Genomic DNA, 26,334 nt, shown 5'->3' with positions numbered 1-26,334 from the left:
GTCGGTCACCATTCCGCGTAGGAGCCGTCGAAGTGCCGCCAGGTGGGGCTGCGCCAGGCGTGCCCCCGCTTGTCGGCCGTCCGGACGGCGTGTTCGTCGATCTCGATGCCGAGGCCGGGCCCGGTGAGTCGCTCGACGTACCCGTCGACGAACGTCAGCGGGGCCTTGTCGAGGCAGTAGTCGAGTACCTCGGCGCCGAGGTTGTAGTGGATGCCGATGCTCTGTTCCTGGATCAGGTAGTTCGGCGTGGCGAAACCGACCTGGAGGCAGGCGGCGAGCGCGATCGGCCCGAGCGGGCAGTGCGGAGCGAGCTGTACGTCGTACACCTCGGCCAGCGCGGCGATCTTCCGTACCTCGGTGATGCCACCGGCGTGCGAGAGGTCCGGCTGGGCCACCGCGATGCCGGCCTGGAGCACGGGAAGGAACTCCTGCCGGTTGTAGAGCCGCTCGCCGGTCGACACCGGCGTGGTGGTGGACCGGACGAACTCGCCGATGAGGTGCGAGTTCTCCGGCACCACCGGTTCCTCCAGGAAGAACGGCCGGTACGGCTCCAGCAGCGGGGCGACCCGGCGGGCGGTGGCGAGGCTGAACCGGCCGTGGAAGTCGACCGCGACGTCCCGCCCGTCGCCGAGCACCTCGCGGGCGGCGGCCACCCGCTGGACCACCCCGTCGAGTTCGGCGACCGAGGCGACCGCGCTCATCCGGCCGGACGCGTTCATCTTCACCGCGGTCAGGCCCGTCTCGATCGCGGCGCTGATCTGGTCGCGGACCTCGTTCGGCTCGTCGCCGCCGACCCAGCCGTAGACCCGGATCCGGTCCCGGACCGGGCCACCGAGCAACTGGTGCACCGGTGCCCCGTACCGCTTGCCGGCGATGTCCCACAGCGCCTGGTCGAGCCCGGCCACGGCGCTGGCCAGGATCGGCCCACCCCGGTAGAACGACCCCTTGGTCATCACCTGCCAGTGGTCCTCGATGCGCAGCGCGTCCCGGCCGACCAGCAGTTCGCTGAGCTGCTCGACGGCGGTGCGGACGGTCTCGGACCGGCCCTCGCAGGTCGCCTCGCCCCAGCCGACGATGCCGGAGTCGGTCTCGACCCGGACGAACAGCCAACGCGGCGCGACCAGGAAGGTCTCCACCCGTGCGATTCGCGTCATGGTGACCTCAGCCCTTCGTGGCGCCGGCGGTGAGGCCGGAGACGACGTATTTCTGCACGAACAGGGCGATCAGCATGATCGGCAGGGTGACCACGGTGGCCGCCGCCATCAGGCCGCCCCAGTCGATGCTGGCGTAGCCGACGAAGTCGAAGATCGCCACCGGGAGCGTCTTGGTGTCGGCGCCGGAGAGCACCAGGGCGAACATGAAGTTGTTCCAGGAGAAGATGAAGGACAGGATGCCCGCGGTGGCGATGCCGGGCACCGACAGCGGCAGGGTGATCCGTCGGAACGCGCCGATGTGGGTCAGTCCGTCGACGAGCGCCGCCTCCTCCAGCTCCGTCGGCAGGCCGTCGAAGTAGCCCATCATGATGTAGACGATCAGCGGCAGCGACACGAACATGTGGCTGAGGACCAGCACGGTGAACCCGCCGACCATCTGCAGGTTCGAGAAGACGTAGTACCAGGGCACCAGCAGCGAGACGCCGGGGATGACCCGGGCCATGAGCACGACGAGCGCGGACTTCTTCATGTTGAACCGGCTCATCGAGTACGCGGCGGGCACCCCGAGCAGGAGCGACAGCACGGTGGCGGCGAACGCCACCCAGAGGCTGTTACCGATGAACTGGACGTAGTTCGCCTGCTGGAGCACGTTGCTGTAGTTGTCCAGCGTGGGGGAGAAGACGAACGCCTTGTCGGTGTCGTAGATGTCGACGTTCGTCTTGAACGACGCGGCGATCATCCAGATCAGCGGCGCCATCAGCGACAGCACCACCAGGGTGAGCGCCACCGTCCGGAAGATCCTGTACGGCCTGCGCAGCTTCATCGGTCCAGCCCCTTCTTGCGGTAGGTCAGGGCCCACATCACCCCGATGATGATCAGGAAGAAGATGATGAGGACTGTCGATGAGACGCCGTACTCGTTGTAGTCGAAACTCAGGCCGTAGGCGTACACGTTGAGGGTCTCCACCTCGTGGAAGGAGCCGCCCCCGCGTCCCTTGGTGGCGTAGAGGATGTCGAAGGTCTTCAGCGCGTCGATGCCGCGCAGCAGGATCGCGACGATCACGGTGGGCATCAGCAGCGGCAGGGTGACGTGCCGGAACCGCTGCCAGGTGCTGGCGCCGTCGATCAGCGCCGCCTCCTGCGGCTCGTCGGAGAGCGACGTCAGGCCGGCGAGCAGGATCAGCACCACCATCGGGGTCCACTGCCAGATGTCGATGAACATCGTCGTCGGCAGGGCCGAGCCCTGACCGGCCAGCCAGGGCTGGGGGCCGATCCCGAACCAGCCGAGCACCTGGTTGGCCATGCCGATGTTGGGGTCGAAGATCAGCCGCCACATCATGCCGACCGCGACCGGGGTGGCCACCAGCGGCAGGAGGATCGCGACCCGGACCCACTTCTCACCCTTGAACGGTCGCCACAGCAGCAGGGCGATCGCCATGCCGAGCACGACCTCGAAGAAGAGGACGACGCCGGTGAAGGCGGCGGTACGCCACACCGCCGGCCAGAACCGGTCGGTGTCGCCGAGGACGTCGAGGTAGTTCTGGAAGCCGATGAACTCGCTCTCGGCACGGACCGAACCCTCGGCGTCGGTCAGGCTGAGGTATCCGGTCCACGCCACCGGGAAGATGATCAGAACAGCGACAAAGGCCATCGCGGGTGCCGCGAAGAGCCACTTGCGGTGCTCGTTGGCCCAGCGCGACCAGGCCGACGTCTCCGGGGACGCCGGAGGGCTCCCGGGTGATCTGGTGACGGGTGTGGTGACGGCTGACATGAGGTCTCCCGGTGGGTCAGGGCCAGGTCCCGGCGCTCAGGTGGCGGGGCCGGACGGCCCCGCCACCTGCGCTTCGGGCTACTTCGCCTCGTCGTCGAGGAACTTCTGGAACGCCTCGTTGGCCGAGTCCGCCGAGGCGGCCACGTCCTTGCCGGTGATCGCGTCGACGATCGGCTGACCGACGATCTCCCGCGCCTGGGCGACCTTCACGACCAGCGGACGGTCGTGTCCGACGCCGTTGGCGGTGCTGACCGTGGTGGCCTCGGCGAGGTCCTTCGGGTAGGTCGCGGTGCCCTCCGGGTTCGCCCACACCGAGGTACGGGCGCTGGGCACGCCGGCCTTCTGCTGTGCCAGCGCCTGCTCCTTGCCGGCCGCCCACTGGATGAACTTCCAGGCGTTGTCCTGGTTCTCGGAGGCGTCGTTCACGCCGAGCGCCCAGGACGGGATGTTGTACGGCTTGGAGCCGGCCGGGCCGGCCGGGAAGGCCGCGAAGCCGACCGTGTCGGAGACCTTCGACTTGGCCGGGTCGGTGGCGTTCTTGTAGAGCGAGTTGGCCTCGGTGTAGAACGCCGCCTTGCCCTGGGTGAAGATCGCCATCGCCTCGGACCAGCTCATGTCGGTGCTGATGTTCTCCGGGCCGTGCTCCCGCAGCAGCCCGCCGTAGTAGGCGTACGCCTGCTTGGCCTGCTCGGTGTTGACCGAGGCCTTGCCGCTGCCGTCGACGAAGTCGCCGCCGAAGCTGTAGAGGAAGCTGGAGAACTGCGTCACGGCGGCGGCCTTGCCGGTGCGGGACACGAAGCCGGCCACGCCCGGGTTGTCCGCCTCGACCTTCGCCGCCTGCGCCTTGAGCTCGTCAAGGGTCTTCGGCGGGGCGGTGAAGCCCGACTTCTCCAGCAGGTCCTTGCGGTAGTAGAGGACCTCCTGCTCGGTGATGATCGGTACGCCGACCACCTTGTCCTCGTGCGTGGTGGCCTGCACCGGTCCGGCCTGGAAGTCGCCGAACTCGAACGCGCCGTCCGACTTGGCCTTGTCGGTCAGGTCGGCGAGGTACTTGTTCGAGGCGAACAGCTTCCCCTCCTGGAGGGGCCGGTACATCATCACGTCGAGGTCGCTGGACCCGGCGTTCAGCTTGACGTTGTACTGGTCGGAGAGCTGGTCCTCACCGAGTTGGGTGACCTCCACCTTCAGGCCCGACTGCTTCTCGAACTCCGGCAGGGCCTGCTTGATGTTCTCGCTCCACACGTGGTTCACCAGCGTCACACGCACGGTGTTCGACGCTGCGGCGTCGTCCCCGCCACCGCAGGCGGTCAGGCCGAGGGTGACGGCCGCCGCCAGGGTGGTGCCGATGACTGCTCGACGTTTCACGTCCATCTCTCCTTATGCCGTGGCCGTTGGGGGCCGGCCGACTGCCGCGGGGACGTGTCCGTCGTCTCGACGGTCGCCACCTGGCGTTTTACGTCCGCTTAACATCGGGATGCTAGGCCGAAAAAGCAGATTTATTCAAGGGGTAGACCTAACTGATATGCTCCGAGCCGTGGAACAGCCTGCCCCAGGGGTCGCACTCGCCCCCGTCGCCCCGGTCGAGGCTGGTCTGCACGCCCGGGTCCTCGACAACCTCGGCACGGCCATCTGCGGGGGCGAGCTGCGCCCCGGGATGGTCCTCAACATCGACGAGCTGGTCGACCGGTACGCCGTGTCCCGATCGGTCGTCCGCGAGGTGCTGCGGGTGCTCGCCTCGATCGGGTTCATCGAGACCCGGCGTCGCGTCGGCGTCATGATCCGGTCGAGCGAGGCGTGGAACGTCTTCGATCCGCAGGTGATCCGCTGGCGGCTCGCCTCGTCCGGCCGCATCGCCCAGCTCCGCTCGATCACCGAGCTGCGCACCGCCGTCGAGCCGCACGCCGCCTGGCTCGCCGCGCAACGCGTCGGTCACGACGAGGCGAGCGACCTCGTCGGGCTCGCGGCCAAGATGTGGGCCGCCGGCAAGGCCGGGGACGAGGAGCGCTTCCTCGAACTGGACATCGACTTCCACCGGCGGCTCCTGGTGGCCTCCGGCAACGAGATGTTCGTCCGGCTGCAGGACCTGGTCGCGGAGGTGCTGACCGGCCGCCACCAGCACCACCTCATGCCGCACCACCCGCACGAGCAGGCTCTCCAGTTGCACGCCGAGGTGGCCCAGGCGATCCAGCGACGCGACGGCGACCGGGCCCGCCAGGCGATGGTGCAGCTGACGGAGCAGGCCTTCGGCGAGATGAGCTCGATCTGGGAACGGACCGCCGAACCCGGAGGCCGCTGAGACCACCGCCGCGCCGCCCCGGCACGGCCACACCACCGTCCACCGTGGTGACGTGGGGGCGCGCCGGGGCGTGCGACCCGTCGGCCGCCGTCCTGGTCCGGTCCGGCCGGTCAGGGTTCGCGTCGACGGACGACCAGCACCGTGACCAGGGTTGCCAGCGCCGCCCAGCCGGCGTACGTGACCCATGCGCCGCCGACCGTGGCCCGGTGGGCGACGTCCACCCAGGGCGGCGCCTCGCCGCGTTCGATCAGGCGCTGCCAGGCGGGCACCGGCATGGCGTGCCGGATCAGGGCGGTCCAGCGTTCGTCGTCGTCGACCACGGTCGGCAGCAGGAGCAGGACCGTCGCGGCGGTGACGATCGCGGGCGCGGTGTGGCGGACCAGCGCGCCGAGCCCGGCGCCGACGAGGGTGCAGAGCGGCACCAGCAGGGCGGACGCGACGAGTGCCCGCAGTGCCCCCCGCTCACCGAGCGACATTCCGCCCCGTCCCGCCAGGATCGCCTGGGAGACGCCGAAGGCGGCGGCCGAACCGAGCAGGCCCAGGACCGTGGTGACGGCGGTCAGCACGGCGAGCTTCGCGGCGGCCACGGACCCCCGGGCCGGGACCGCCGCGAAGGTCGTCCGGAACAGCCCGGAGGCGTACTCACCGCCGATCGCGACCGCGCCGACACTGCTCGCCGCGAGCACCACGAAGAGCTGTGTCTGCTGGGGGAACGCATCCCACAGGGGGTTCAGCACGTTCCGCCGGTCGGCGGGCCAGTCCGTCCACTGCCGGCGGGTGTCGAGGCTGGCGTGGACGGCGAACCCGACCGTGGCGAGCAGGATCAGCCCGAGGGCGCCCCAGGTCGACCGGAGCGACCAGAGCTTGATCCACTCGGCGGCGACCAGGTCCCGGAAGCGGACCGGCCCGGTCGGCACGGCCGGACGGGCGTCGCCGTGGCCGGGAGCGGCGTCGAGGCCACCCCGGCCGGCGTCGCCGGTCCGGTGGCCGGCGGCGGTCATCGGGCCACCTCCCCGGCCCGGTGCTCGACGCTGGCGGCGGTCAGCGCCATGAACGCCTGCTCCAGCGAGGGGGTACGGGTCACCAGCTCGTGCACCGGGATCCGGTGGGCGGCGGCGAGATCACCGACCCGCGCCGCGCTGAGGCCGGTCACCGTGACCGACCCGTCGTCCTCGGCCCGCACCACACCGCCCTCGGCGGTCAGCCGGGCGGTGAGCGTGGTCTGCTGCGGGGTACGGACGGACACCGTGGTCCGGCCGCTCGCCGCGGCGAACTCGGCGAGACTCTGGTCGGCGAGGAGCCGTCCCCGGCCGATGACGACGAGCCGGTCGACGCAGTGCTCCATCTCGCTCATCAGGTGGCTGGAGACGAAGACCGTCCGTCCCTGGCCGGCCAGTTCCCGGAACAGGCCGCGTACCCAGCGCACCCCCTCCGGGTCCAGCCCGTTGAACGGTTCGTCGAACAGCACCACCGGTGGGTCACCGAGGAGCGCGGCGGCGATTCCGAGCCGCTGCCGCATGCCGAGCGAGAATCCACCCACCCGCCGCCGGGCCACCCCGGCGAGGCCCACCTCCCGCAGCGTCGCGTCGACGCGGGTGCGCGGGATGCCGTTGCTGGCGGCCAGGGCCCGCAGGTGTGCCCCGGCGCCGCGTCCGCCCTGCACGTCGGCCGCGTCGAGGAGCGCGCCGACGTGACGCAGCCCGCGTGGCCGGTCCCGGAACCGGACACCGTCCACCGTGACGGTGCCGCTGGTCGGCGCGGTGAGACCGAGGATCATGCGGAGCGTGGTGGACTTGCCGGCTCCGTTGGGGCCGAGGAACCCGGTCACGTGACCGGGGCGCACGGTGAGGGTCAGGTCGTCCACGGCCGTGGTGCGGCCGTACCGTCTGGTCAGCGAGGTCAGTCGGATCATGCGGTCCAGGCTGTCGGGCCGCCTCCGCCCGGTCGTCGTGCCGGCGGCCACACCCGACCACCGGCGGTACGCCCCGGGGCGTACGCCCCCGGGCCGATGTCCACCCGCTTCCCGCCTGGCTACCGTGTGCGGCATGCCTGCCGCCGTACCGCCGCGCCGCCTGCCGGCGCTCCTGTCGTCGGTGCTGCCCTGGGTGGGCGTCGCCGCGCAGCCCGTCGCGGTGCTCTACGCCCCCGTGGCGGAGTCCGGCGGCGGTGGGCTCGGCTTCGGCGGCTGGTGGATCCCGCTGCGCTACCTGCTGCCGGCCCTGGTGGTCGCCCTTCCCGCCGGCCTGCTGCCGCGCCGCCCCCTGGTGGCGCTCGGGATGATGCTGGCCGGAGCGACCATGGTCACCGCGACGGTCAACTCCGGTGAGGACAGCTACCTCTCCGACATCTGGTACCTGCAGTTCCTCGTGGTGGACGTGACGGTGGGGGTGGTCGTGGCGAGCCGTTCCCGCCGGCTCGCCCTGCCGGCCACCGCGCTGGTGCTCGTGGTGCAGGTCGTCGTGGCCTTCGTCAATCCCGGCACGGACCCGGTGAACCGCGCCGTCCTCTCGGTCCTGGCGGTCGTCACCGCCGCGACGGTGGGCAGTTCGGTTCGCGCCCGACGCCGTTACGCCGTCGCGCTGCGGTCGCACGCCGCGGCCGAGGCGGTCACCGCCGAGCGGCTGCGCATCGCCCGGGAACTGCACGACATGGTGGCCCACAGCATCGGGATCATCGCCATCCAGGCCGGCGTGGGCGCCCGGGTCATCGACACCCAGCCGGCGCAGGCGCGGGCCGCGCTGCGGACCATCGAGGCCACCAGCCGGGACACCCTCGCCGGGCTCCGGCGCACGCTCGGCGCGTTGCGTCGCCCGGAGTCCGCGTCGTCACTGGACCCGACGCCCGGTCTGGACGACCTGGACCGGCTGGTGGCCGCCGGGGCGGACGCCGGGATCCGGGTCGACCTGCGCCGGGTCGGGCGGGGAGCCGTTCCGGACGACATCGGCCTCGCCGTGTTCCGCATCGTGCAGGAGGCGGTCACCAACGTGGTACGGCACGCCGGCACCGACACCTGCCGGGTGGTGGTCGAGCAACGTCCCGACGAACTGGGCGTGGAGGTGACGGACGACGGTCGGGGCGGGCCGGTCGGCGGCGAGGGACACGGCATCGTCGGCATGCGGGAACGGGTCGCGCTGCTGGGCGGCCGGTTCACTGCGGCTCCCCGTCCCGAGGGCGGCTTCCGGGTGGTCGTACGGCTGCCCCTGCCGGCGGCGGTGAAACGGTGACCGTGTCGGGGGAGACCGCCGGTCGGATCCGGGTGCTGCTCGTCGACGACCAACCTCTGGTCCGCGCCGGACTGCGGGTGCTCATCACGGACGCGCCCGACATCGAGGTCGTCGGTGAGGCGGGCACGGGGACGGACGCCGTCCGGCTGGCCCGGGACGTCCGGCCCGACGTGGTGCTGATGGACCTGCGGATGCCCGGGATGGACGGCATCCGGGCCACCCGGGAGATCATCGCCCAGGGTGGGCCGAGCCGGGTTCTCGTCCTCACCACCTTCGACGACGACGACCACGTGCACGCCGCGCTGCGGGCCGGGGCGAGCGGTTTCCTGGTCAAGGACATGGCCCTCGACGACATCCTCGGCGCGGTCCGGGTGGTGGCCGCGGGGGACGCCCTGCTCGCACCGGGTGTCACCCGCCGGCTGGTCGCCGAGTTCGCCCGCCGCGCCGCGCCGGCCGCCCGCCCCCGACCTCTCGACGGGGTCACCGAGCGGGAACGGGAGGTGCTGACCCTGGTCGGTCGTGGCCTGTCCAACGGCGAGATCGCCGCCGAACTGATGATCAGCGTGGCCACCGCGAAGACGCACGTCGGACGCCTGCTCACCAAGCTCGACGCCCGGGACCGCGTGCACCTGGTGATCGCCGCCTACGACGCCGGACTGGTGACCCCGGCGGGCTGACCCGCCGGACGCCGGAACCGGCCGACCTCTGGCCGGTCACCCGGGCGGGCCGGCCGCCCCACCGGTGGCGCGACGGCGCCGTCGTTCCGCCCGCCACCAGGTGTGACCGAGCACGACGGTGGCGATCAGGCCCAGTCCGGCGGGAGCGACGGTCAGCCAGTTCACCTCGTCGGGGGTGCTGACCGCCGCGCCGAGCGCCGCATAGCCGAAGGCGGTGGGGGTCGAGGCGAGCACGCTGCCGACCAGGAACGGCAGCAGCCGCGCGCCGGTGGTGCCGTAGCCGTAGCTGACCAGCCCGAACCCGGAGATCGGCAGGAGCCGTACGGTCATCACGCCGAGCACGCTCTGCCGGGCGAACCAGCCGTCCAGCCGGGCGAGGCGGCCCCGGACCCGTTCGGCGACGAACTCCCGCCCGAGGGCCCGGCCGACCGCGAAGCCGAGCGCGGCCGCGAGCAGCGCGGCGCCGAGGGCGTAGACGGCTCCTTCGAGAGCGCCGAAGAGCGCCCCCGAGGCCAGCGTGACGAAGGTGCGGGGCACCAGCGCGACCAGCAACAACGCGCCGCCGGCGATGGCGGCTACCGGGGCGGCCCGGCCGAGGCGGTCGGCGTGCGCCGGCAGTTCGGCCAGCTCCGGCCGGGGCACCAGCACCAGCAGCAGCGCGAGGCACCCCAGCAGGAGCAGCAGGGACGCGAAACGGACGGCCGACCGCTGCGCGAGCAGCCGCCGGGCCGCCGGGATCATGGCCGGGCGGCGGCCACCGCGGCCTGGCGTTCGGCGCGCAACCGGTCGGGCCAGGTGTCGTTCAGCGGGGGAAGCTGGTGCGCCCCGGTGGCCCACCTGAGCAGCAGGTCGGCCAGGGCCGGGTTGCGGGCCAGCGCCGGACCGTGGGAGTAGGTGCCGAGCAGTTTGCCCCGCCAGGCCCCCTCGGTCTGGCCGTCGTTGCCCACTCCGGCGGTGACCCGGGCCAGCGGCGCGACGCCCGGCCCCAGGTGGGTGCGTCCACCGTGGTTCTCGAAGCCGCTCAGCGGGGGCAGGCCCAGCCGGGGGTCGATGTCCCCGGCGAGCTCGCCGACGGCCCGCGACGGACCCCGGTCGGACTCCAGGTCGAGCAGGCCCAGCCCCTGGCAGCGGGTGCCCTTGGCGAAGAACGAGGTGCCGAGCAACTGGTAGCCGGCGCAGACCCCGAAGACCACCGCACCCTGGGCGACCGCCTGGTGCAGCCCGCCGTCGGCGAGCAGCCGCTGCGCGCCGAGCGCCTGCGGGCCGTCCTCGCCGCCGCCGATGAGGTAGATGTCGGCGGCCGTGGGCAGCCGCTGGTCGGAGCGGACCTCCAGCACCTCGACCGGCATCCCGCGCTGCTGCGCCCGGCGGGCCAGGATCAGCACGTTTCCCCGGTCGCCGTAGGTGGAGAGCAGGTCGGGATAGACCCAGACGATGCGCAGGCTCTCAGTTGACACGGTCCAACTCCGCTCGGATGTCCTGGAACGCGGTGTAATTGGCGATGACCTCCAGGCGGCCCGGTGGGACGCCGCGGACCGCCTCGTCGAACGACCGGACGTGCTGGAACGGCACGTCGTTGACGTCGAGACGGACGGCCAGGTCGAAGGCCCGGTCGCCGGTGATCAGCACCTGCCGGCCGCGCAGCGGGCTGAAGTCGACGTCGAACAGCCAGGAGGTGTCCAGGCCGTCGGGGTCGCGGGCGTTGATGGAGAGCAGTGTCGGGGCGTGGTCGGCCATGTCGAAGGCCTCCAGCCAGCTCGCCGGGTTCTTCGCCAGCAGCAACCGGATGTTGCGCCCGTCCCGGTCGACCTGCGCGTACCGGCCGGCGATCGAGGTCACCTGGCCGAGGCGGGAGACCGCGTCGACCGGACGGACGCCGAACTCGGCGGCGACGGCGAGCGCGGTGGCCGCGTTGCCGAGGTTGACCCGGCCGGGCAGCTGGAGGAAGACCTTGTGCCACGCGCCGGTCGGGTCGACCACGCCGTCGTCCTCGACCACCCACTGCGGCTGGGGGCGGCGCAGCGGGCAGCCGGTGCACCACCACTGCTCGCCGGAGCGCTGGATGGACGAGCCGCACTCGGGGCAGACCCAGGAGTCGTCGTGCCACCGCTGGCCGGCGCTGAACCAGACCACGGTGGGCGGGGTGAGCCGGTGGTCGTGGCTGGCCGGCGGGGTGGCCGCCCAGACCACCATCGGGTCGTCGGCGTTCGCCACCACACGCATCTCCGGGTGGCGGACCAGCGCGGCCCGCCAGAGCTGCGCCATCATGGCGACCTCCTTGGCCCGGTCGAGCTGGTCGCGGGAGAGGTTGAGCAGGGCCACCACGTGTGGCTCGGTGGCCTCCATGACCTGGGCCAGGTAGTGCTCGTCCACCTCGAGCACCGCGTAGGGGGTGCTGCCGGCCTTGGCCAGCGCGGAGGTGTGGCCGGTGGGCATGTTCGCGCCGAAGGAGTTGGTGGCGACCGTGCCGAGCACGCCGACCGCCGCGGTGGTGAGCCGGGTGGTGGTGGTCTTGCCGTTGGTGCCGGAGATCAGGGCGATCGCCCGGCCCGCCGAGAGGTGGGCCAGCAGGTCCGGGTCGATCTTCAGACCGATCCAGCCGCCGATCACCGAGCCGTCCCCACGGCCCGCGGCCCGCGACAGTGCCGCGGCCGTACGCGACACGGAGCTGGCCACCTTTGCCCGCAGGGGCATCTTCGCGTCCGTCACGCGAGCGAGGTTACCGGACCGCCCGCTCCGTCAGATCGCCGCCGACGGCGAACCGTTCGGGCGGGGGGCTCCACCCGCCGGGGCGACCGGGCGGCCGGGCGGACGCGCGGCACCCGCCGGCCGGGGACGGTCGGTGCGCCGGCCGGGTGGATCTTGGTCCACCGGATGGAGTCGATCTATGTCGGAAAACGGACGCCGGCTGGGGGACGTTCCGGCCCTCCACTCCGCTCCACCCCTTCTGACGTGCGGTTTTGTCTTTCGGCGCGGCGCGCCGAAGGGTCGTTTCCGGTTGCAGGTGGAGGGAAGTGGAGTAGAGTGGAGCGCAATGGTGAGGCCGGGAGGGCCCACCGGCCCGGGGGGTCAGCGGCGCCGCGAACGCCGCCGAAGGGCGAGGGGGTTGGGCCGTGTTCCTCGGCACCCACACTCCACGCCTGGACGACAAAGGCCGGTTGATTCTCCCGGCGAGGTTCCGGGACGGGCTGGCGGGGGGTGTCGTGATCACCAAAGGGCAGGAACGCTGCCTCTACGTCTTTCCGACGCCCGAGTTCCAGCGCATCGCCGACCAGTTGCGTCAGCAACCGATGACGCACAAGGCCGCGCGGGCGTACAGCCGGGTCTTCTTCGCCAGCGCGCACGACGAGGTTCCCGACAAGCAGGGGCGGGTCACCGTCCCCGCCCACCTGCGTGAGTACGCCGGTCTCGACCGCGACCTGGCGGTGATCGGCGCGCACACCCGGGTGGAGATCTGGGACCGGACCGCTTGGGAAACCTACCTCGCGGAGAGCGAGGAGGATTTCTCCGACATCTCCGAGGGGGTGTTGCCCGGCGGTCTGTAGGGCGTGACGACGCCCGGCGTACTGCGAGATCTCCAGCCGCTTCGCGTTCCTGGCACCCCTTCCCCGGTGCCAGGGGCACGATCCGGTCTCTCCGAGCCGCGGTCGGGGAGCGGGCGGGAGCGGATGGGGATCTGGCGGTACGACGGGGCGTCGTGGCGACGACGCAGACAACACGAGAGAGAAGGTCCGGTACCAGTGGGGGTCGACATGGGGGAGCTACGCGGCACGCACGTGCCGGTACTGCTCGAGCGGTGTCTCGAGCTACTGGCCCCCGCGCTGGACCGGCCCGGGTCGACGGTCCACGTCGACGCCACCCTGGGGCTGGCCGGGCACGCCGAGGCGGTACTCGAGGCGCATCCCCGGACCACCCTGATCGGTCTGGACCGGGACACCGAGGCCCTGGCGCACGCCCGGGCCCGGTTGGCCCGGTTCGCCGACCGGGTCCACCTCGTGCACGCCGTCTACGACGAACTGCCCGAGGTGCTCGACCGGCTGGGTGTCCCGGCCGTCGACGGGATCCTCTTCGACCTCGGGGTCTCCTCACTGCAACTGGACGAACCCGACCGTGGGTTCGCCTACGCGCGGGACGCCCCGCTGGACATGCGGATGGACCAGACCCGGGGGACGACCGCGGAAGAGGTGGTCAACACCTACTCCCACTCGGACCTGGCCCGCGTCCTGCGGACCTACGGCGAGGAGCGCTTCGCCGGCCGGATCGCCTCGGCGATCATCCGGGAGCGGCAGCGGGAGCGGATCACCTCGACGGCCCGGCTGGCGGAACTGGTCCAAGAGGCCATTCCGGCACCGGCCCGACGAACCGGCGGTCACCCGGCGAAGAGAACGTTTCAGGCTTTACGGATCGAGGTAAACAGGGAACTGGCAGCGCTGGAGACGGCGCTGCCGGCCGCGCTCGACGCACTGACCGTGGGTGGCCGCATGGTGGTCCTGTCCTACCAGTCACTGGAGGACCGGCTCACCAAGGCGGCGCTCGCCGAGCGGACCCGACGTCAGGGTCCGGTCGACCTCCCGGTCGAACTGCCCGGCACCGGCCCGACGTTCCGGCTGCTCAGCCGGGGCGCCGAGCTAGCCGGGGAGACGGAGGTCACGGCGAACCCACGGGCCGCGTCGGTGCGACTGCGTGCCGCGGAGCGGATCGACCCCGACGCGGAACGCCCGGGCGGTGCCGAACGCGAACGGTACCGCCGGCGGGTCAGGGCGATGCACCAGGGGGTGGGGTTGCCCAAGGGTTCCACAGTGGACCTGCGGGTGGCCCCGGACGACGGCACGACGACGGACGACGAAGAGGGGGAGGGATCATGAACGTCAACAAGCGCGACCGCCGGGACTCTCCCGGCGCGGGGCAGCGTACACCGCGGTCGGGGGGCCGGACCGTGGCGGCGCGGACCGCGTCGGTGGGCACCGGTGCCACCGGACCGGACCGTACCCGGCGACAGGGTGAGAACCGCGCCCGGGAAGCGCGCGAGTTCCCGACCCAGGGCAGTGCCGCGCTGCAACCGGCGCCGCGGAGCGGCAGCGCCACCCGGCCGACCGCGCCGCGCCTGCGGGTCGCGCCGCCGCCGCCGGTCTCCGTGCCGCGCGCGCCGTTCGTCGGCCTGGTCCTGGTCCTGGTCGTCGGCGGGGTGCTCGGCATCCTGCTGGTCAACACCAAGATCAACGAGAACGCCTTCCGGCTGGAGAAGCTCCAGCAGCAGCAGGCCAAGCTCGACGTCGACCAGCAGCAGCTGGAGAAGCGGATCGCCGAGTCGGAGGCGCCGGGCAACCTGACCGCCGAGGCACGCAAGCTGGGTCTGGTCGAGTCGGACGACCCGGCCTTCATCCAGCTGCCGGACGGGCAGATGATCGGCGTACCCCGCCCGGCGAGTGGCCAGCCGGCCATCACGAGCCAGCAGGGCACGGGAGACTGACCCGTGGCCCCCAGACCAGAGGAACCGCGCCGGGACGCCACAGGCTCCCGGCGCGGTTCGTCACGTGCCTCCGGTGACCGGGGTGGCGAGCCGCGTGAGCCGGGCGTCGGCGGGATCTCCGGCGCGCGGTCGTACACGCCCCGGGGCCGTACCGTCCGGGAGAGCCACGACGAGCGCGCCGGCACCGCCCGGGGAACCGGCCGGGACGAGCGCGTCACCCGGCAGTCGGGGCTGCCGGGCCGCAGCGAGCGCGAGGAACGTACCGCCGCCGCCCGCCGCACCACCGGCGCTGACCAGCGACGCAACCCGCGTGGCACGCGTTCCGCCGACCCGTTCCGCCCGGCCCTCCAGGTGCTCGACGGAGGCCGGACCGGAGCCGGGCGCACCGGCCGCCGGGCCGCGCCGGCCGCCCGGACCACCGTGATCCGGACCGTCGACCCCGCCGGCACCCGGGCCGGCGCGCGGGGGACGGCACGAGACGGCGGCCCGCCGGACGAGGAGCCCACACCGCCCCGTCGTCGTGACCGGCGACCGGCGACCGCCGCGCGGCGGCCCGTCCGCAGACCGCGCCGTCCGCCGTTGCTCGCCGACCCGCGCCGCCGGCTGCGGCTCGGCACCGTCCTGACCCTCGCCCTCTTCGCCGTCATCGGTATCCGCCTGGTCGCGCTCCAGGCCGTGGAGGCCCCGGCGTACGCCGGCGGCGGCGTCACCGACCGACTGCGTAAGGTGGACCTGCCCGCTCCGCGCGGGGCGATCTACGACCGGGACGGCAACCCGCTGGCGCACAGCGTCGAGGCCCGGTACGTCTTCGCCGACCCGACCCGGGTGAAGGACATCCCGGCCGCCGCCAAGGCGCTCTCCCCGCTGCTCGGCATCCCGGTCTCCGACCTGGCCGAGCGGATGGCCCCGCGCGTCCGCGAGGACGGCAAGGAGTCCGAGTTCGAGTACCTCGCGCGGGGCGTCGAGATCGGCACCGCCAGGAAGATCCTGGAGCTGGAGCTGCCCGGTATCGGCGCGCACCGGGACGAGCGCCGCGAGGTGCCCGGGGACGACCTGGCGGCGAACCTGATCGGATTCACCAGCCAGGACATGGTCGGGCTGGAGGGTCTGGAGGCCCGCTACGACGACCTCCTCGCCGGTGAGGACGGCAAGCGGGTCTTCGAGATCGGCGCGGGCGACCTCAGCGCGCCGATCCCCGGTGGCTACCGCGAGACCACCGAGGCGAAGCCGGGCAGCTCGCTCGCGCTCACCGTCGACCGGGACCTCCAGTACCGCTACCAGGAGATCCTCAGCGACCGGATGGCGAAGGTCAACGGCAGCACCGGCGCGGCGGTCGTCATCGAGATCCCGTCCGGCGAGATCCTGGCCCAGGCCAGCCACCCCACCTACAACGCCGCCGCCCCGGAGAAGAGCAAGCCCACCGACCGGGAGGACGCCGCCACCAGCTTCGTGGTCGACCCCGGCTCGGTGCACAAGGCGATCACCTTCGGCGCGGCGCTCCAGGAGGGGGTGATCACGCCCGACACGACCTTCCCGGTGGAGAACTACATCGTCAAGGGGGACACCCCGTTCCGGGACACCCACCCGGCGAACGGCCAGCCGATGACTCTGGCCCGGATGATGGCCTACTCCTCGAACGTCGGTACGATCAAGATCGCCGACCAGCTCGGCAAGGAGAAGCTGTACGAGTACCAGCAGCGGTTCGGGCTGGGCAAGCCGACCGGGGTGGGCATGCCCGGCGAGGCGCCCGGCCAGTTGCTGCCCCCGTCGGAGTGGAGCGGCTCGTCGGCCGGCTCGGTGCCGATCGGGCACAGCGTGGACGCCACCCCGTTGCAGATGGCCGCCGTGTACGCGGCGATCGCCAACAACGGCACCTGGGTCCAGCCCCGCCTGGTCAAGGAGACCATCGACCCGAACGGGAAGCGCACCCCCACCAAGCCGCCGGTCACCCGGACGGTGCTCAGCCCGGAGAACGCCAAGGCCCTGCGCGCCATCCTGGAGGCGGTGACCACCGAGGCGGGCGCCACCGGCGTCACCGCGGCCGTTCCCGGCTACCGGGTCGCCGGCAAGACCGGCACCGGCTGGCGGCTGGTGGACGGGAAGAAGCAGCCCGGCGAGGTGGCCTCGTTCATCGGGATGGCCCCGGCGGAGAACCCGCGCTACGTGATCGCGGTCTTCGCGCACACCCCGGGCGGTGGGGGCGGCGCGATCGCCGGCCCCGCCTTCCGCGACATGATGGGGTTCACCCTGCGTCACTACAAGGTGCCCCCGACCGGGGAGAAGTGACCGGAGTTCACGGTCTATCCGCGCTGACCAGGCAGACCGGGACATCATCGGTGAGTGGGGACGAACCACCGGGGCGGCTGTGCGGCCCCCGCCGACCGACCGGGTAGGGTCTGACGCCGTGCCCGGCAATCCACGCCCCCGTACCGTGATCGGAATCCGGCTCGGCGCGCTCGCCGCGCGACTCGGTGTCGAGCCGCCGGCGCAGGCCGCGGACGTGCCGGTGACCGGGGTGACCCACGCCAGCCAGGAGGTTCGCGCCGGCGACCTGTACGCCGCGCTGCCCGGCGCCCGCCGGCACGGCGCGGAGTTCGCCGCCGCTGCGGCGGCGGCCGGGGCGGTGGCCGCGCTGACCGACGAGGCCGGGCGGGCGGCGGTGGCCGCCGCCGGGCTGCCGGCACTGGTCGTCGCCGACCCACGGGACGCGCTCGGCCCGCTCGCCTCCGCCGTCTACGGCGATCCGACCGAGGGGCTCACCGTCATCGGGGTGACCGGCACCGCCGGCAAGACCTCCACCGCCTACCTGGTCGAGTCCGGACTGCGCGCCGCCGGCCACACCACCGGCCTGATCGGCACCGTCGAGACCCGCCTCGGCGACCTGGTGGTGGACAGCGTCCGGACCACCCCGGAGGCCACCGACCTGCATGCCATGCTCGCCGCCGCCCGGGAACGCGGGGTGACCGCGGTGGTCATGGAGGTCTCCAGCCACGCGCTGGCCATGGGGCGGGTCGGCGGCGCCCGGTTCACCGTCGGCGGGTACACCAACTTCGGCTCCGACCACCTGGACTTCCACACCGACACCGCCGACTACTTCGCCGCGAAGGCCCGCCTCTTCGACGGCCGCTGCGCGACCGAGGTGCTCAACCTCGACGACCCGGCGCTGCGTCCGCTCTTCACGCCGGCCACGGTCAGCTACTCGGCCGCCGGCGACCCGACCGCCACCTGGTGGGCCTCGGACGTCGACGAGGCCGGCTACGCCCAGCGGTTCACCGCGCACGGCCCGGACGGGCTGACCGTCGCCGCCGGCGTGGCGCTGCCCGGCCGGCACAACGTCGCCAACGCCCTGCTCGCCATCGCCAGCCTGGTGTCGGTCGGGGTGGACCCGCGTACCGCCGCGGCCGGAGTGGCCGACTGCCCGGGCGTGCCGGGGCGGCTGGAGCTGGTCCGGGCGCCCGGCCCGGTGAAGGGCGTGGTCGACTACGCGCACAAGCCGGACGCGATCGTCGCGGCCCTGGCCGCCCTGCGGGAGCTGACCGTCGACGGTGGCCGGTTGATCTGCGTCATCGGGGCCGGCGGGGACCGGGACCGGGGCAAGCGTCCGGTGATGGGGGCAGCCGCCGCGCAGGGGGCCGACGTGGTCCTGGTGACCGACGACAACCCCCGCACCGAGGACCCGGCGGCGATCCGGGCCGAGGTCCGGGCCGGTGCCGAGACGGCGGCCGGCGCGCCCGCCGCCCGGCCGGTGACCGTTCGCGACGTGGCCGGCCGACGTGCCGCCATCGACGAGGCGGTCCGCACGGCCGGTCCGGGTGACGTGGTGGCCGTGCTCGGCAAGGGCCACGAACGTGGCCAGGAGGTCGGCGGCGAGGTGTTGCCGTTCGACGACCGGACGGAACTGGCGGACGCGCTGCGCGCCCGCTTCGGAGACCGGGTGGAGCAGTCGTGATCGCGCTGACGCTGGCCGAACTCGCCACCGCCGTCGACGGACGGCTGGTCGGCGCCGACCCGACCGCCACGGTGCGCGGTCCGGTCGAGTTCGACTCCCGTAAGGTCCGCCCCGGCGGACTCTTCGTCGCCTTCGACGGGGAGAAGGTCGACGGGCACGACTACGCGGCCCGCGCGGTGGCCGGCGGCGCGGTCGCCGTCCTCGGCACCCGGGAGGTGCCCGGCGTGCCGATGGTGCTGGTCGCCGACGCGCTCGCCGCGATGGGCCGGCTCGCCCGTGCCGTGGTGGACCGGCTGCCGGGGCTGACCGTCGTGGGCATCACCGGCTCCTCCGGCAAGACCACCACCAAGGACCTGATCGCCCAGCTCACCGTCCGGCTCGGCCCGACGGTGGCTCCGCCCGGGTCGTTCAACAACGAGCTGGGCCACCCGTACACGGCGTTGCAGGCCGGACCGGAGACCCGGTTCCTGGTGCTGGAGAAGGGCGCGCGGGGGCTGGGCCACGTCCGTTACCTCTGCGACGTGGTGCCGCCCCGGATCTCGGTGGTGCTCAACGTCGGGGTGGCGCACATCGGGGAGTTCGGCTCCCGGGAGACCATCGCCCTGGCCAAGGGGGAACTGGTCGAGGCGCTGCCGGTCGACGGGCTCGCCGTGCTCAACGCCGACGACCCGCTGGTCGCGGCGATGGCCGACCGCACCCGGGCGCGGGTGGTCCGCTACGGCGAGGCGGTCGACGCCGACGTGCGGGCCACCGACGTGACGCTGGACGAGCGCGGGCGCCCCTCGTACACCCTGGTCACGCCGGAGGGCAGCGTCCCGGTGCGGCTCGGGCTGACCGGCCGCCACCAGGTCTCCAACTCGCTGGCCGCCGCCGCAGTGGCCCGGGAGTTGGGCATGCCCCTGGCCGACCTGGCCGAGGCGCTCGGCGGGCTGGGGCTGGTGTCGACCCGGCGGATGGACGTCTTCGACCGCCCCGACGGGGTGACGGTGATCGACGACTCGTACAACGCCAACCCGGCGTCGATGGCGGTGGCGCTGCGCGCGCTGGCCGGCATGCGGCGGGACGGGCGGACGATCGCGGTGCTCGGCTACATGGCCGAACTGGGCCCGTTCGAGGTCGACGGGCACCGGGAGGTCGGCCGGCTCGCGGCCGAACTGGGTGTCGACCGGCTGCTCGTGGTGGACGCGGCGGCGGCACCGATCCAAGCAGGCGCGACAGCGGTAGGAAACTGGGGAGGAGAATCGGTGCTGCTCACCGATCAGGCAGCGGCCGTCGAGGTGCTGCGCAGTGAGCTACGGCCAGGGGACGTGGTCCTGGTCAAGGGCTCCCGGTACCGCACCTGGGAGGTGGCCGACGCGCTGCGCGTCGACACCGGGGGTGGGGACGCCGCATGAGGGCCGTCATCGTGGCCATCGGGGTGGCCTTCCTCGTCTCGCTCCTCACCACCCCGATCGCGATCAAGGTGTTCACCCGGCTCAAGGCGGGACAGCCGATCCGATCCATCGGGCTCGCCAGCAACCAGGGCAAGAAGGGCACCCCCACCATGGGCGGGGTGGTGTTCATCATCGCCACGGTCATCGCGTACGTCGCCGGGCACCTCGCCCTGACCACCCTGCCGGACCAGCAGATCGCCCAGGTCGAACCGACCATCACCGCGCTGGTGCTGCTGGGGCTGATGGTCTTCTCCGGCGCGGTCGGCTTCGTCGACGACTTCGTCAAGGTCCGCAAGCGCAACAGCGGCGGCATCAGCGCGCGGGCAAAGCTGATCGGCCAGATCCTGGTCGGCGCGGTCTTCGGCGTGGTGGCGCTCTACTTCCCCAGCAGCATGACCGACGCGAGCGGCGCGATCACCAACGTCGAGACCGTCGGCAGCACCACCCTGAGCTTCATCCGGGACATCCCGGCGCTGGAGGTCGGCAAGGTCGCCTCGGTGGTCATCTTCATCTTCGTGGTGATGGCGGCCACCAACGGCGTGAACCTCACCGACGGTCTGGACGGTCTCGCCACCGGCGCGTCGGTGATGGTCCTGGCCGCCTACGCGCTGATCGCGTTCTGGCAGTACCGGCACTGGTGCGCCGACCCGAACTACACCGAGGACTACTGCTACACCGTCCGGGACCCGCTGGAGATCGCGCTGATCGCCGGCGCGGCGGCCGGGGCGTGCGTCGGCTTCCTCTGGTGGAACACCTCGCCGGCCCGGATCTTCATGGGCGACACCGGCGCGCTCGGCCTGGGCGGGCTGATCGCCGGCATGGCGATGTCCACCCGTACCGTGCTGCTGCTGCCGATCATCGGTGGGCTTTTCGTGATCATCACCATGTCGGTGGTCATCCAGATCATTTCCTTCAAGACCACCGGCAAGCGGGTGTTCCGGATGTCCCCGCTCCAGCACCACTTCGAGTTGGCCGGCTGGAGCGAGGTCAACATCGTGGTCCGTTTCTGGATCATCGCCGGGATCGGGGTGGCCATCGCGCTCGGCCTCTTCTACAGCGAGTTCCTCGCCAACGTCGGCTGACGCCCGTCGGGTGGTAGCAGGGGTCCCTTGTTACGCAAAAAGCGGTAGCAGGGGACCCCTGCTACCACCCAGGCGGCAAGCCGACACGCCGAGAGTCGGGGGTTCCGCGCGAAGCGGGCGGCGGCAGCGGCGATGATGGGCGGGTGGGGGAGGACCGAGGAAACACCAGGACGGTCGACGGGCAGCCGCGGGGAGCCGCCGCGGGGCGTACCACCGACCCGCCCGCGCCGCTGCGCGGCCTGGACGCCGCCGGTGGGCTTGCGGCGTTGCGCGGCCTGCTCGCCCGGCCGCTGGCCTCCTACTACCTGCTGATCTCCAGCGCCGGCCTGCTGCTGGTCATCGGGTTGACCATGGTCTTCTCCGCGACCAGTGTGAAGGCGTACGCCGAGGAGGGGAACGCCTTCGCCGCGCTCACCAAGCAGGCGATCTTCGCGGTGATCGGCATCGTCGCCTTCTGGGCCTGCCAACGACTGCCGGCCCGCACCTTCCGGGTGCTCGGCGGGCCGGTGCTCGGGCTGTCGGTGGCGTTGCTGGTGCTGCTCAACCTGCTGCTGGTCTACGGCCGGCTGTTCGACACCGACCCGAGGATCGGCCCGTTCGAGGCGGAGCTGCTCTGGCTCTACCTGGGACCGATCGGGTTGCAGCCCTCCGAGCTGGCCAAGTTCGCCATGGTGCTCTGGGGGGCCGACGTGGTCGCCCGCAAGGGCGTCAAGCTGGGCTGGTGGAAGGAGCTGGCGACCCCGCTGTTCCCGGTGGTCGGGCTGCTCTTCGTCCTGGTCGGTTACAACGACCTGGGCACCATGCTCTGCCTGTTGGCGCTGGTGATCGGCCTGCTCTGGGCGGCCGGGGTGCGCAAGCGGGTCTTCGCCGTGCTCTCCGTGGTCGGCCTGGTCGGGGTGGGCCTGCTGGTGGCGGTCGCCTCGCTCGGCGCCGGCTCCGGGGTGAAGGGCGAGGAGAACTACCGGCTGGCCCGGCTGACCATGTTCATCGACCCGCCTCCTCCCGAGGAGTGCAAGATCGCCGGCTGCTACCAGCTCGCCCAGGCCCGCTACGCGATCGACCTGGGCGGCTGGTTCGGCACCGGGCTGGGCCAGAGCCGGACCAAGTGGGACTGGTTGCCCGCGGCCAACAACGACTTCATCTTCGCGGTCATCGCCGAGGAGCTCGGGGTGGTCGGGTGCGTCGTGGTGCTGGTGCTGTTCGCGGTGCTCGCGTACACCGGCCTGCGTATCGCCCGGCGGGTCGAGGACCCGTTCCGGCGGCTCGCCGCCGCCGCCGTCACCACCTGGCTGGTCAGCCAGGCCGTGATCAACATCGGTGGGGTGGTGGGGCTGCTGCCGATCACCGGCCTGCCGCTGCCGTTCATCTCCGACGGCGGCAGCGCCCTGGTGGTCACCCTCGCCGCGATCGGGATGCTCGCCTCCTTCGCCCGGGCCGAGCCGGACGCCGCGCGAGCCCTGCACGCCCGTCCGCCCGCCCGATGGGTCCGACTAGTGTGGGCCCCGTTGCCGCCGCTTCCCGGCCGGCGTCGCCGGCCGGCGACGCCCCCGGCCGACCGTGGGTCCGTACCCCGGGCGCGGACGCGGCGGAAGGACGACGACGAGACCGCTCCGCGCGGCGCCCGGGGCACCCGGACCCGCGCCGGGTCGGCCAGTGAGAGGAGACGCTGATGGGTCCGCTGCGTTCGGTGGTGCTCTGCGGAGGGGGCACCGGGGGACACATCTACCCGCTGCTCGCCTTCGCCGACTGCCTCCGCCGGCACGACCCGAACGTCCGGATCACCTGCCTGGGCACACCGAAGGGCCTGGAGAACGAGCTGATCCCGCCGCACGGCTACGACCTGCGCACGATCCCCGCCTACCAGCTGCCGCGCTCGGTCAACATGAACCTGGTCCGTACCCCGGGTCGGATGTGGACCGCGGCCCGCGCCGCCGGCAAGGTGATCGACGAGGTACGCGCCGACGTGGTCGTCGGCTTCGGCGGGTACGTCTCGGTGCCCGGCTACCTCGCCGCCTGGCGGCGGGACCTGCCGATCGTCATCCACGAGGTCAACGTGCCGCCGGGCGTGGCGAACCGGCTCGGCATGAAGTTCACCCAGCACGTGGCGGTGGGCTTCCCGCACCAGCCGGTGCAGGCCGAGGCGCTGCGCGAGGCCCGGGTGGTCGGGGTGCCGCTGCGGCGGGGCATCGCCGGGCTGGACCGGGTCGCGTACCGCAACGCCGCGCGGGCCCGCTTCGGGCTCCGTCCCGACCTGCCGGTGCTCTTCGTCGCCGGCGGCTCGCAGGGCGCCCGCTCGATCAACCTGGCGGTGGCCGGGGCGGCGAAGGAGCTGGCCCGCTACGGCGTGCAGGTGCTGCACGTGATCGGCGCCCGCAACGAGCCGGTGCCGATCCCCACCGACCTGCCGGTGCCGTACGTCACCCTGCCCTACCTGTCCGAGATGGAGCTGGGCTACGCCGCCGCCGACCTGATGCTCGGCCGGGGCGGGGCGATGACCTGCGCCGAGGTGGCCGCGATCGGCCTGCCCACCATCTACGTGCCGTACCCGCACAGCAACCAGGAGCAGAAGCGCAACGCGCTGCCCGTGGTCGAGGCGGGCGGCGGGCTGCTGGTGGACGACGCCGAGCTCACCCCGGACTGGCTGGAGCGGACGGTGATCCCGCTGATCCGTGACCCGCACCGACTCGCCGCGATGGGCGCCGCCGCCGCCAACTACGGCCGGCGCGACGGCGACGAGGCGCTGCTCCGGTTCGTCCACGAGGCGGTGGCCCGGTGAGCCGGGCGAACACGACTGGCCCGGTGCGCCGGGTGACCACCACCGGCCCGGTGCCCCGGGCGAACACGACCGGCCCGGTGCCCCGGGCGACCGCGACGGGAAGGCACCATCCATGAACACCGCGCAGTTCTCCCCGGCCGGCACACTGACCGCCGAGGACCTGGGCACCATCCACCTGATCGGCGTGGGCGGGGTCGGCATGAGCGGCCTGGCCCGGCTCTTCCTCACCCGGGGCATCCGCACCACCGGTAGCGAACTGCGGGAGTGGCCCTCGCTGGCCGGCCTGCGCGCGCTGGGCGGCACCATCCACATGACCCACGAGCCGGCCAACCTCGACGGTGTGGACACCGTGGTCTACTCGTCGGCCATCCCGGCGGACCACCTGGAGATGGTGGAGGCCCGCCGGCGCGGCCTGCGGGTGCTGCACCGCTCCGAGGCCCTCGCGGCGGCGATGACCGGCCGGCGGGCGGTGGCCGTCGCCGGCACCCACGGCAAGACCACCACCACCTCGATGGTGACCATGGTGCTCCAGCAGGCCGGGGAGGACCCGTCGTTCGTCATCGGCGGGGAGATCTCCGAAGTGGGCTCGGGCGCGCACCACGGCACCGGGCAGTACTTCGTGGTGGAGGCCGACGAGAGCGACCGGTCGTTCCTGATCTACCGGCCGTTCGTCTCGGTGATCACCAACATCGAGCCCGACCACCTCAACACCTACGGCGACTTCGCCACCCTGAAGGCGGCCTTCGCCGAGTTCGCCCGGCTCACCGACCCGGAGGGCTTCATCGTCACCTGCGCCGACGACCCGGCCACCCGGGACCTGGCCGCGACGCTGCGGGCCGAGGGCCGCCGGGTGTACACGTACGGCGAGGCGCCCGACGCCGACCTGCGGCTGACCGGCACGGCGTCGTCGGCCCGGGGCGTCCGCTACCTGGCCGAGGTGGACGGACGCGCGCTCGGCGAGATCCGCCTGCCGGTGCCCGGCCGCCACATGGGACTCAACAGCGCCGCCGCGGTGCTCACCGCGTACCTGCTGGACCTGCCGCTGACCGCCGCCACGGACGCGCTCGCGGCCTTCCCCGGGGTGCGGCGGCGGTTCGAGCGCAAGGGCGTCGCCGACGGCGTCCTGGTCTACGACGAGTACGCCTACCACCCGACCTCGATCACCCTGGCGCTGCGGACGCTGCGCGAGGTGGCCGGCGAGGGACGGCTGCTCGTGGTGTTCCAGCCGTACCGGCTCTACCGCACCCGCGACCTTCAGGCGGAGATCGCCGAAGGGCTGGCCATCGCCGACGAGGTGGTGCTGCTGGAGGTCTTCGGCCCGGGTGAGCTGCGCCAGCCGGGGGAGGGGTCGGCCGCCCTGGTCGAGGCGATCGACCTGCCCGCCGAGCGGAAGGTCTTCGTCGACTCCTGGGAGGCGGCGCCGGTGGAGGTGGCCCGGCGGGCCCGTCCCGGCGACGTGGTGGTCACCATGGGCGCGCCGCCGATCTCCCTGATGGGTGACCAGCTCCTCGACGCGCTGCTGGCCCGGACCGGCGACCCCGGCGCGGCCGGCCCGACGGCCGCCGAGGCCCCGGTCGGCACCACCACCGCCCCGGTGACCGACGTCGCCCGGGACGCCCCGGCCGCCGGCACGGACGGCGTGTCGCCCGCGGCCGGATGAGTCCCGGCCCGGCGCGGGGACGGACGGCCGGCACGGAGCCCGGAGGGCGGCGCGGCCCGGTCCGCCGGTGGCAGCTGGTCCGGGCCGGCACCGACGCGGTGCCGCCGTCGACCCGTCGCTTCATGCAGCGCGCCCGGCAGCGCCGGCTGCGTGCCGCACTGCCGTGGGCGGTGGCGGGCGGGGTGCTGGTGCTCGCCCTGATGGTCACCTGGGTGCTGCTCGGCACCGGCCTGTTCGGCGTGCGCGAGGTGCGGGTGGTCGGGACCGAACTGGTCACTCCGGTGCAGGTCCGGCAGGCGGCGGCGGTGCCGGACGGCGTCCCGCTGGCCCGGGTCGACCTGGCGGCGACGGCGGGCCGGATCGGCGAGCTGCCGCCGGTCGAGCGGGCCACGGTGACCCGGGACTGGCCGGGTGCGCTGGTGGTACGGGTGGTGGAGCGGACGCCGGTGGCGGTGGTCCCGCAGGGCGAGCGGTTCGTCGTGGTGGACCGGTTCGGGGTGGCGTTCCGGACGGAACCGACGCGCCCGGACGGCCTGCCGCTGGCCCGGGTCGCCCGCCCCGGCCCGGACGACCCGGAGACCCGGGCGGCGCTGGAGGTGCTCGCCGTGCTCACCCCGCCGTTGCGCGAGGCGCTGGTGGACGTCACGGTGGAGGGGCTGGCCCGGATCACGGTCCGACTCTCCGAGGGGCGCACGGTCGTCTGGGGCGACGCGACGCGGGGCGAGGACAAGGCCCGGGTGGCGGCCACCCTGCTCGGTCGGGATGCCGACACCATCGACGTCAGTGCCCCCGACGTGGTGACCTTCCGCTGATCGGGGTGGCCGGGAGGGTGAGCCTGCCCGC

Annotated in this window: 23 protein-coding genes; 14 read left to right on the top strand and 9 right to left on the bottom strand. The window is 72.9% G+C overall.

What is annotated here, in order from left to right:
- Positions 1 to 5: 5 nt before the first annotated feature.
- The 4 genes from dgoD to QSK20_RS01710 all read right to left on the bottom strand — a co-directional run bounded on the left by dgoD (position 6) and on the right by QSK20_RS01710 (position 4,289).
- A complete protein-coding gene (gene dgoD / locus QSK20_RS01725) occupies positions 6 to 1,154 on the bottom strand; it encodes a galactonate dehydratase (protein ID WP_285786765.1) in 1,149 nt (382 codons plus the stop codon).
- Positions 1,155 to 1,161: 7 nt separating this feature from the next.
- The gene (locus QSK20_RS01720) at positions 1,162 to 1,977 is read right to left on the bottom strand and encodes a carbohydrate ABC transporter permease (RefSeq protein WP_285786764.1); all 816 of its coding nucleotides are present in this window, start codon (positions 1,975 to 1,977) and stop codon (positions 1,162 to 1,164) included.
- Entirely contained in the window at positions 1,974 to 2,924 is a 951-nt protein-coding gene (locus QSK20_RS01715; RefSeq protein WP_285786763.1) for a carbohydrate ABC transporter permease, read from the bottom strand. The genes QSK20_RS01720 and QSK20_RS01715 overlap by 4 nt, the downstream gene beginning before the upstream one ends.
- 78 nt (positions 2,925 to 3,002) lie before the next feature.
- Positions 3,003 to 4,289, bottom strand: a complete 1,287-nt coding sequence (locus QSK20_RS01710) for an ABC transporter substrate-binding protein (RefSeq protein WP_285786762.1) — start codon at positions 4,287 to 4,289, stop codon at positions 3,003 to 3,005.
- 169 nt (positions 4,290 to 4,458) lie between these two features.
- Between QSK20_RS01710 and QSK20_RS01705 the strand changes: the two genes are divergently transcribed.
- Positions 4,459 to 5,220: a FadR/GntR family transcriptional regulator gene (locus QSK20_RS01705; RefSeq protein WP_285786761.1), complete on the top strand. Its 762-nt coding sequence runs from the start codon at positions 4,459 to 4,461 to the stop codon at positions 5,218 to 5,220.
- A gap of 110 nt (positions 5,221 to 5,330) precedes the next feature.
- On the opposite strand, the gene QSK20_RS01700 is transcribed toward QSK20_RS01705, so the two are convergent.
- Positions 5,331 to 6,221, bottom strand: a complete 891-nt coding sequence (locus tag QSK20_RS01700; protein ID WP_285786760.1) for an ABC transporter permease — start codon at positions 6,219 to 6,221, stop codon at positions 5,331 to 5,333.
- Entirely contained in the window at positions 6,218 to 7,132 is a 915-nt protein-coding gene (locus QSK20_RS01695; RefSeq protein ID WP_285786759.1) for an ABC transporter ATP-binding protein, read from the bottom strand. The genes QSK20_RS01700 and QSK20_RS01695 overlap by 4 nt, the downstream gene beginning before the upstream one ends.
- Before the next feature lie 133 nt (positions 7,133 to 7,265).
- Here QSK20_RS01695 and QSK20_RS01690 point away from each other — a divergent pair, with 133 nt between their 5' ends.
- Both QSK20_RS01690 and QSK20_RS01685 read left to right on the top strand, forming a co-directional pair.
- Positions 7,266 to 8,444, top strand: coding sequence for a sensor histidine kinase (locus QSK20_RS01690; RefSeq protein WP_285786758.1), 1,179 nt, complete (start codon positions 7,266 to 7,268; stop codon positions 8,442 to 8,444).
- The gene (locus QSK20_RS01685; protein ID WP_285786757.1) at positions 8,441 to 9,121 is read left to right on the top strand and encodes a response regulator; all 681 of its coding nucleotides are present in this window, start codon (positions 8,441 to 8,443) and stop codon (positions 9,119 to 9,121) included. Before QSK20_RS01690 ends, QSK20_RS01685 begins: the two co-directional genes overlap by 4 nt.
- Positions 9,122 to 9,157: 36 nt before the next feature.
- Here QSK20_RS01685 and QSK20_RS01680 read toward each other — a convergent pair whose 3' ends face one another.
- Genes QSK20_RS01680 through QSK20_RS01670 form a run of 3 tightly spaced genes read right to left on the bottom strand, consistent with a single transcriptional unit; the run spans position 9,158 to position 11,815 of the window.
- Positions 9,158 to 9,862, bottom strand: a complete 705-nt coding sequence (locus tag QSK20_RS01680) for a TVP38/TMEM64 family protein (protein WP_285786756.1) — start codon at positions 9,860 to 9,862, stop codon at positions 9,158 to 9,160.
- The gene (locus tag QSK20_RS01675) at positions 9,859 to 10,578 is read right to left on the bottom strand and encodes a type 1 glutamine amidotransferase (protein WP_285786755.1); all 720 of its coding nucleotides are present in this window, start codon (positions 10,576 to 10,578) and stop codon (positions 9,859 to 9,861) included. The genes QSK20_RS01680 and QSK20_RS01675 overlap by 4 nt, the downstream gene beginning before the upstream one ends.
- A complete protein-coding gene (locus tag QSK20_RS01670; RefSeq protein ID WP_285787180.1) occupies positions 10,568 to 11,815 on the bottom strand; it encodes a MurT ligase domain-containing protein in 1,248 nt (415 codons plus the stop codon). Before QSK20_RS01670 ends, QSK20_RS01675 begins: the two co-directional genes overlap by 11 nt.
- 419 nt (positions 11,816 to 12,234) lie before the next feature.
- Between QSK20_RS01670 and mraZ the strand changes: the two genes are divergently transcribed.
- From mraZ to QSK20_RS01615, 11 genes are all read left to right on the top strand, one after another.
- Positions 12,235 to 12,666 carry a division/cell wall cluster transcriptional repressor MraZ gene (gene mraZ / locus QSK20_RS01665; RefSeq protein ID WP_285786754.1) on the top strand — a complete coding sequence of 144 codons (432 nt, stop codon included), beginning with the start codon at positions 12,235 to 12,237 and terminating at the stop codon, positions 12,664 to 12,666.
- Positions 12,667 to 12,873: 207 nt separating this feature from the next.
- The gene (rsmH, locus tag QSK20_RS01660; protein ID WP_285787179.1) at positions 12,874 to 13,986 is read left to right on the top strand and encodes a 16S rRNA (cytosine(1402)-N(4))-methyltransferase RsmH; all 1,113 of its coding nucleotides are present in this window, start codon (positions 12,874 to 12,876) and stop codon (positions 13,984 to 13,986) included.
- Positions 13,983 to 14,591: a cell division protein FtsL gene (gene ftsL / locus QSK20_RS01655; RefSeq protein WP_285786753.1), complete on the top strand. Its 609-nt coding sequence runs from the start codon at positions 13,983 to 13,985 to the stop codon at positions 14,589 to 14,591. Before rsmH ends, ftsL begins: the two co-directional genes overlap by 4 nt.
- Before the next feature lie 3 nt (positions 14,592 to 14,594).
- On the top strand, positions 14,595 to 16,877 hold the full coding sequence (locus tag QSK20_RS01650) for a peptidoglycan D,D-transpeptidase FtsI family protein (protein ID WP_285786752.1): 2,283 nt from the start codon (positions 14,595 to 14,597) through the stop codon (positions 16,875 to 16,877).
- 79 nt (positions 16,878 to 16,956) lie between these two features.
- Positions 16,957 to 18,540 (top strand): UDP-N-acetylmuramoyl-L-alanyl-D-glutamate--2,6-diaminopimelate ligase, encoded by a 1,584-nt coding sequence (locus QSK20_RS01645; protein ID WP_502888824.1) that lies wholly within the window; start codon positions 16,957 to 16,959, stop codon positions 18,538 to 18,540.
- On the top strand, positions 18,537 to 19,934 hold the full coding sequence (locus tag QSK20_RS01640) for a UDP-N-acetylmuramoyl-tripeptide--D-alanyl-D-alanine ligase (protein WP_285786750.1): 1,398 nt from the start codon (positions 18,537 to 18,539) through the stop codon (positions 19,932 to 19,934). Before QSK20_RS01645 ends, QSK20_RS01640 begins: the two co-directional genes overlap by 4 nt.
- On the top strand, positions 19,931 to 21,055 hold the full coding sequence (gene mraY, locus QSK20_RS01635) for a phospho-N-acetylmuramoyl-pentapeptide-transferase (protein ID WP_088982898.1): 1,125 nt from the start codon (positions 19,931 to 19,933) through the stop codon (positions 21,053 to 21,055). The genes QSK20_RS01640 and mraY overlap by 4 nt, the downstream gene beginning before the upstream one ends.
- A 230-nt stretch (positions 21,056 to 21,285) precedes the next feature.
- On the top strand, positions 21,286 to 22,725 hold the full coding sequence (locus QSK20_RS01630) for an FtsW/RodA/SpoVE family cell cycle protein (protein ID WP_285787178.1): 1,440 nt from the start codon (positions 21,286 to 21,288) through the stop codon (positions 22,723 to 22,725).
- Positions 22,725 to 23,831, top strand: coding sequence for an undecaprenyldiphospho-muramoylpentapeptide beta-N-acetylglucosaminyltransferase (gene murG, locus QSK20_RS01625; protein WP_088982899.1), 1,107 nt, complete (start codon positions 22,725 to 22,727; stop codon positions 23,829 to 23,831). Before QSK20_RS01630 ends, murG begins: the two co-directional genes overlap by 1 nt.
- A 112-nt stretch (positions 23,832 to 23,943) precedes the next feature.
- On the top strand, positions 23,944 to 25,491 hold the full coding sequence (murC, locus tag QSK20_RS01620) for a UDP-N-acetylmuramate--L-alanine ligase (protein WP_285786749.1): 1,548 nt from the start codon (positions 23,944 to 23,946) through the stop codon (positions 25,489 to 25,491).
- On the top strand, positions 25,488 to 26,303 hold the full coding sequence (locus QSK20_RS01615) for a cell division protein FtsQ/DivIB (RefSeq protein ID WP_285786748.1): 816 nt from the start codon (positions 25,488 to 25,490) through the stop codon (positions 26,301 to 26,303). The genes murC and QSK20_RS01615 overlap by 4 nt, the downstream gene beginning before the upstream one ends.
- Positions 26,304 to 26,334 lie beyond the last annotated feature (31 nt).

Origin of the sequence: Micromonospora sp. NBRC 101691, from assembly GCF_030269285.1 — a bacterium.
Classification (GTDB): Bacteria; Actinomycetota; Actinomycetes; order Mycobacteriales; family Micromonosporaceae; genus Micromonospora; species Micromonospora echinospora.
Note: the sequence above shows the minus strand (reverse complement) of the source record. Positions and strands in the feature narration are given on the sequence as shown.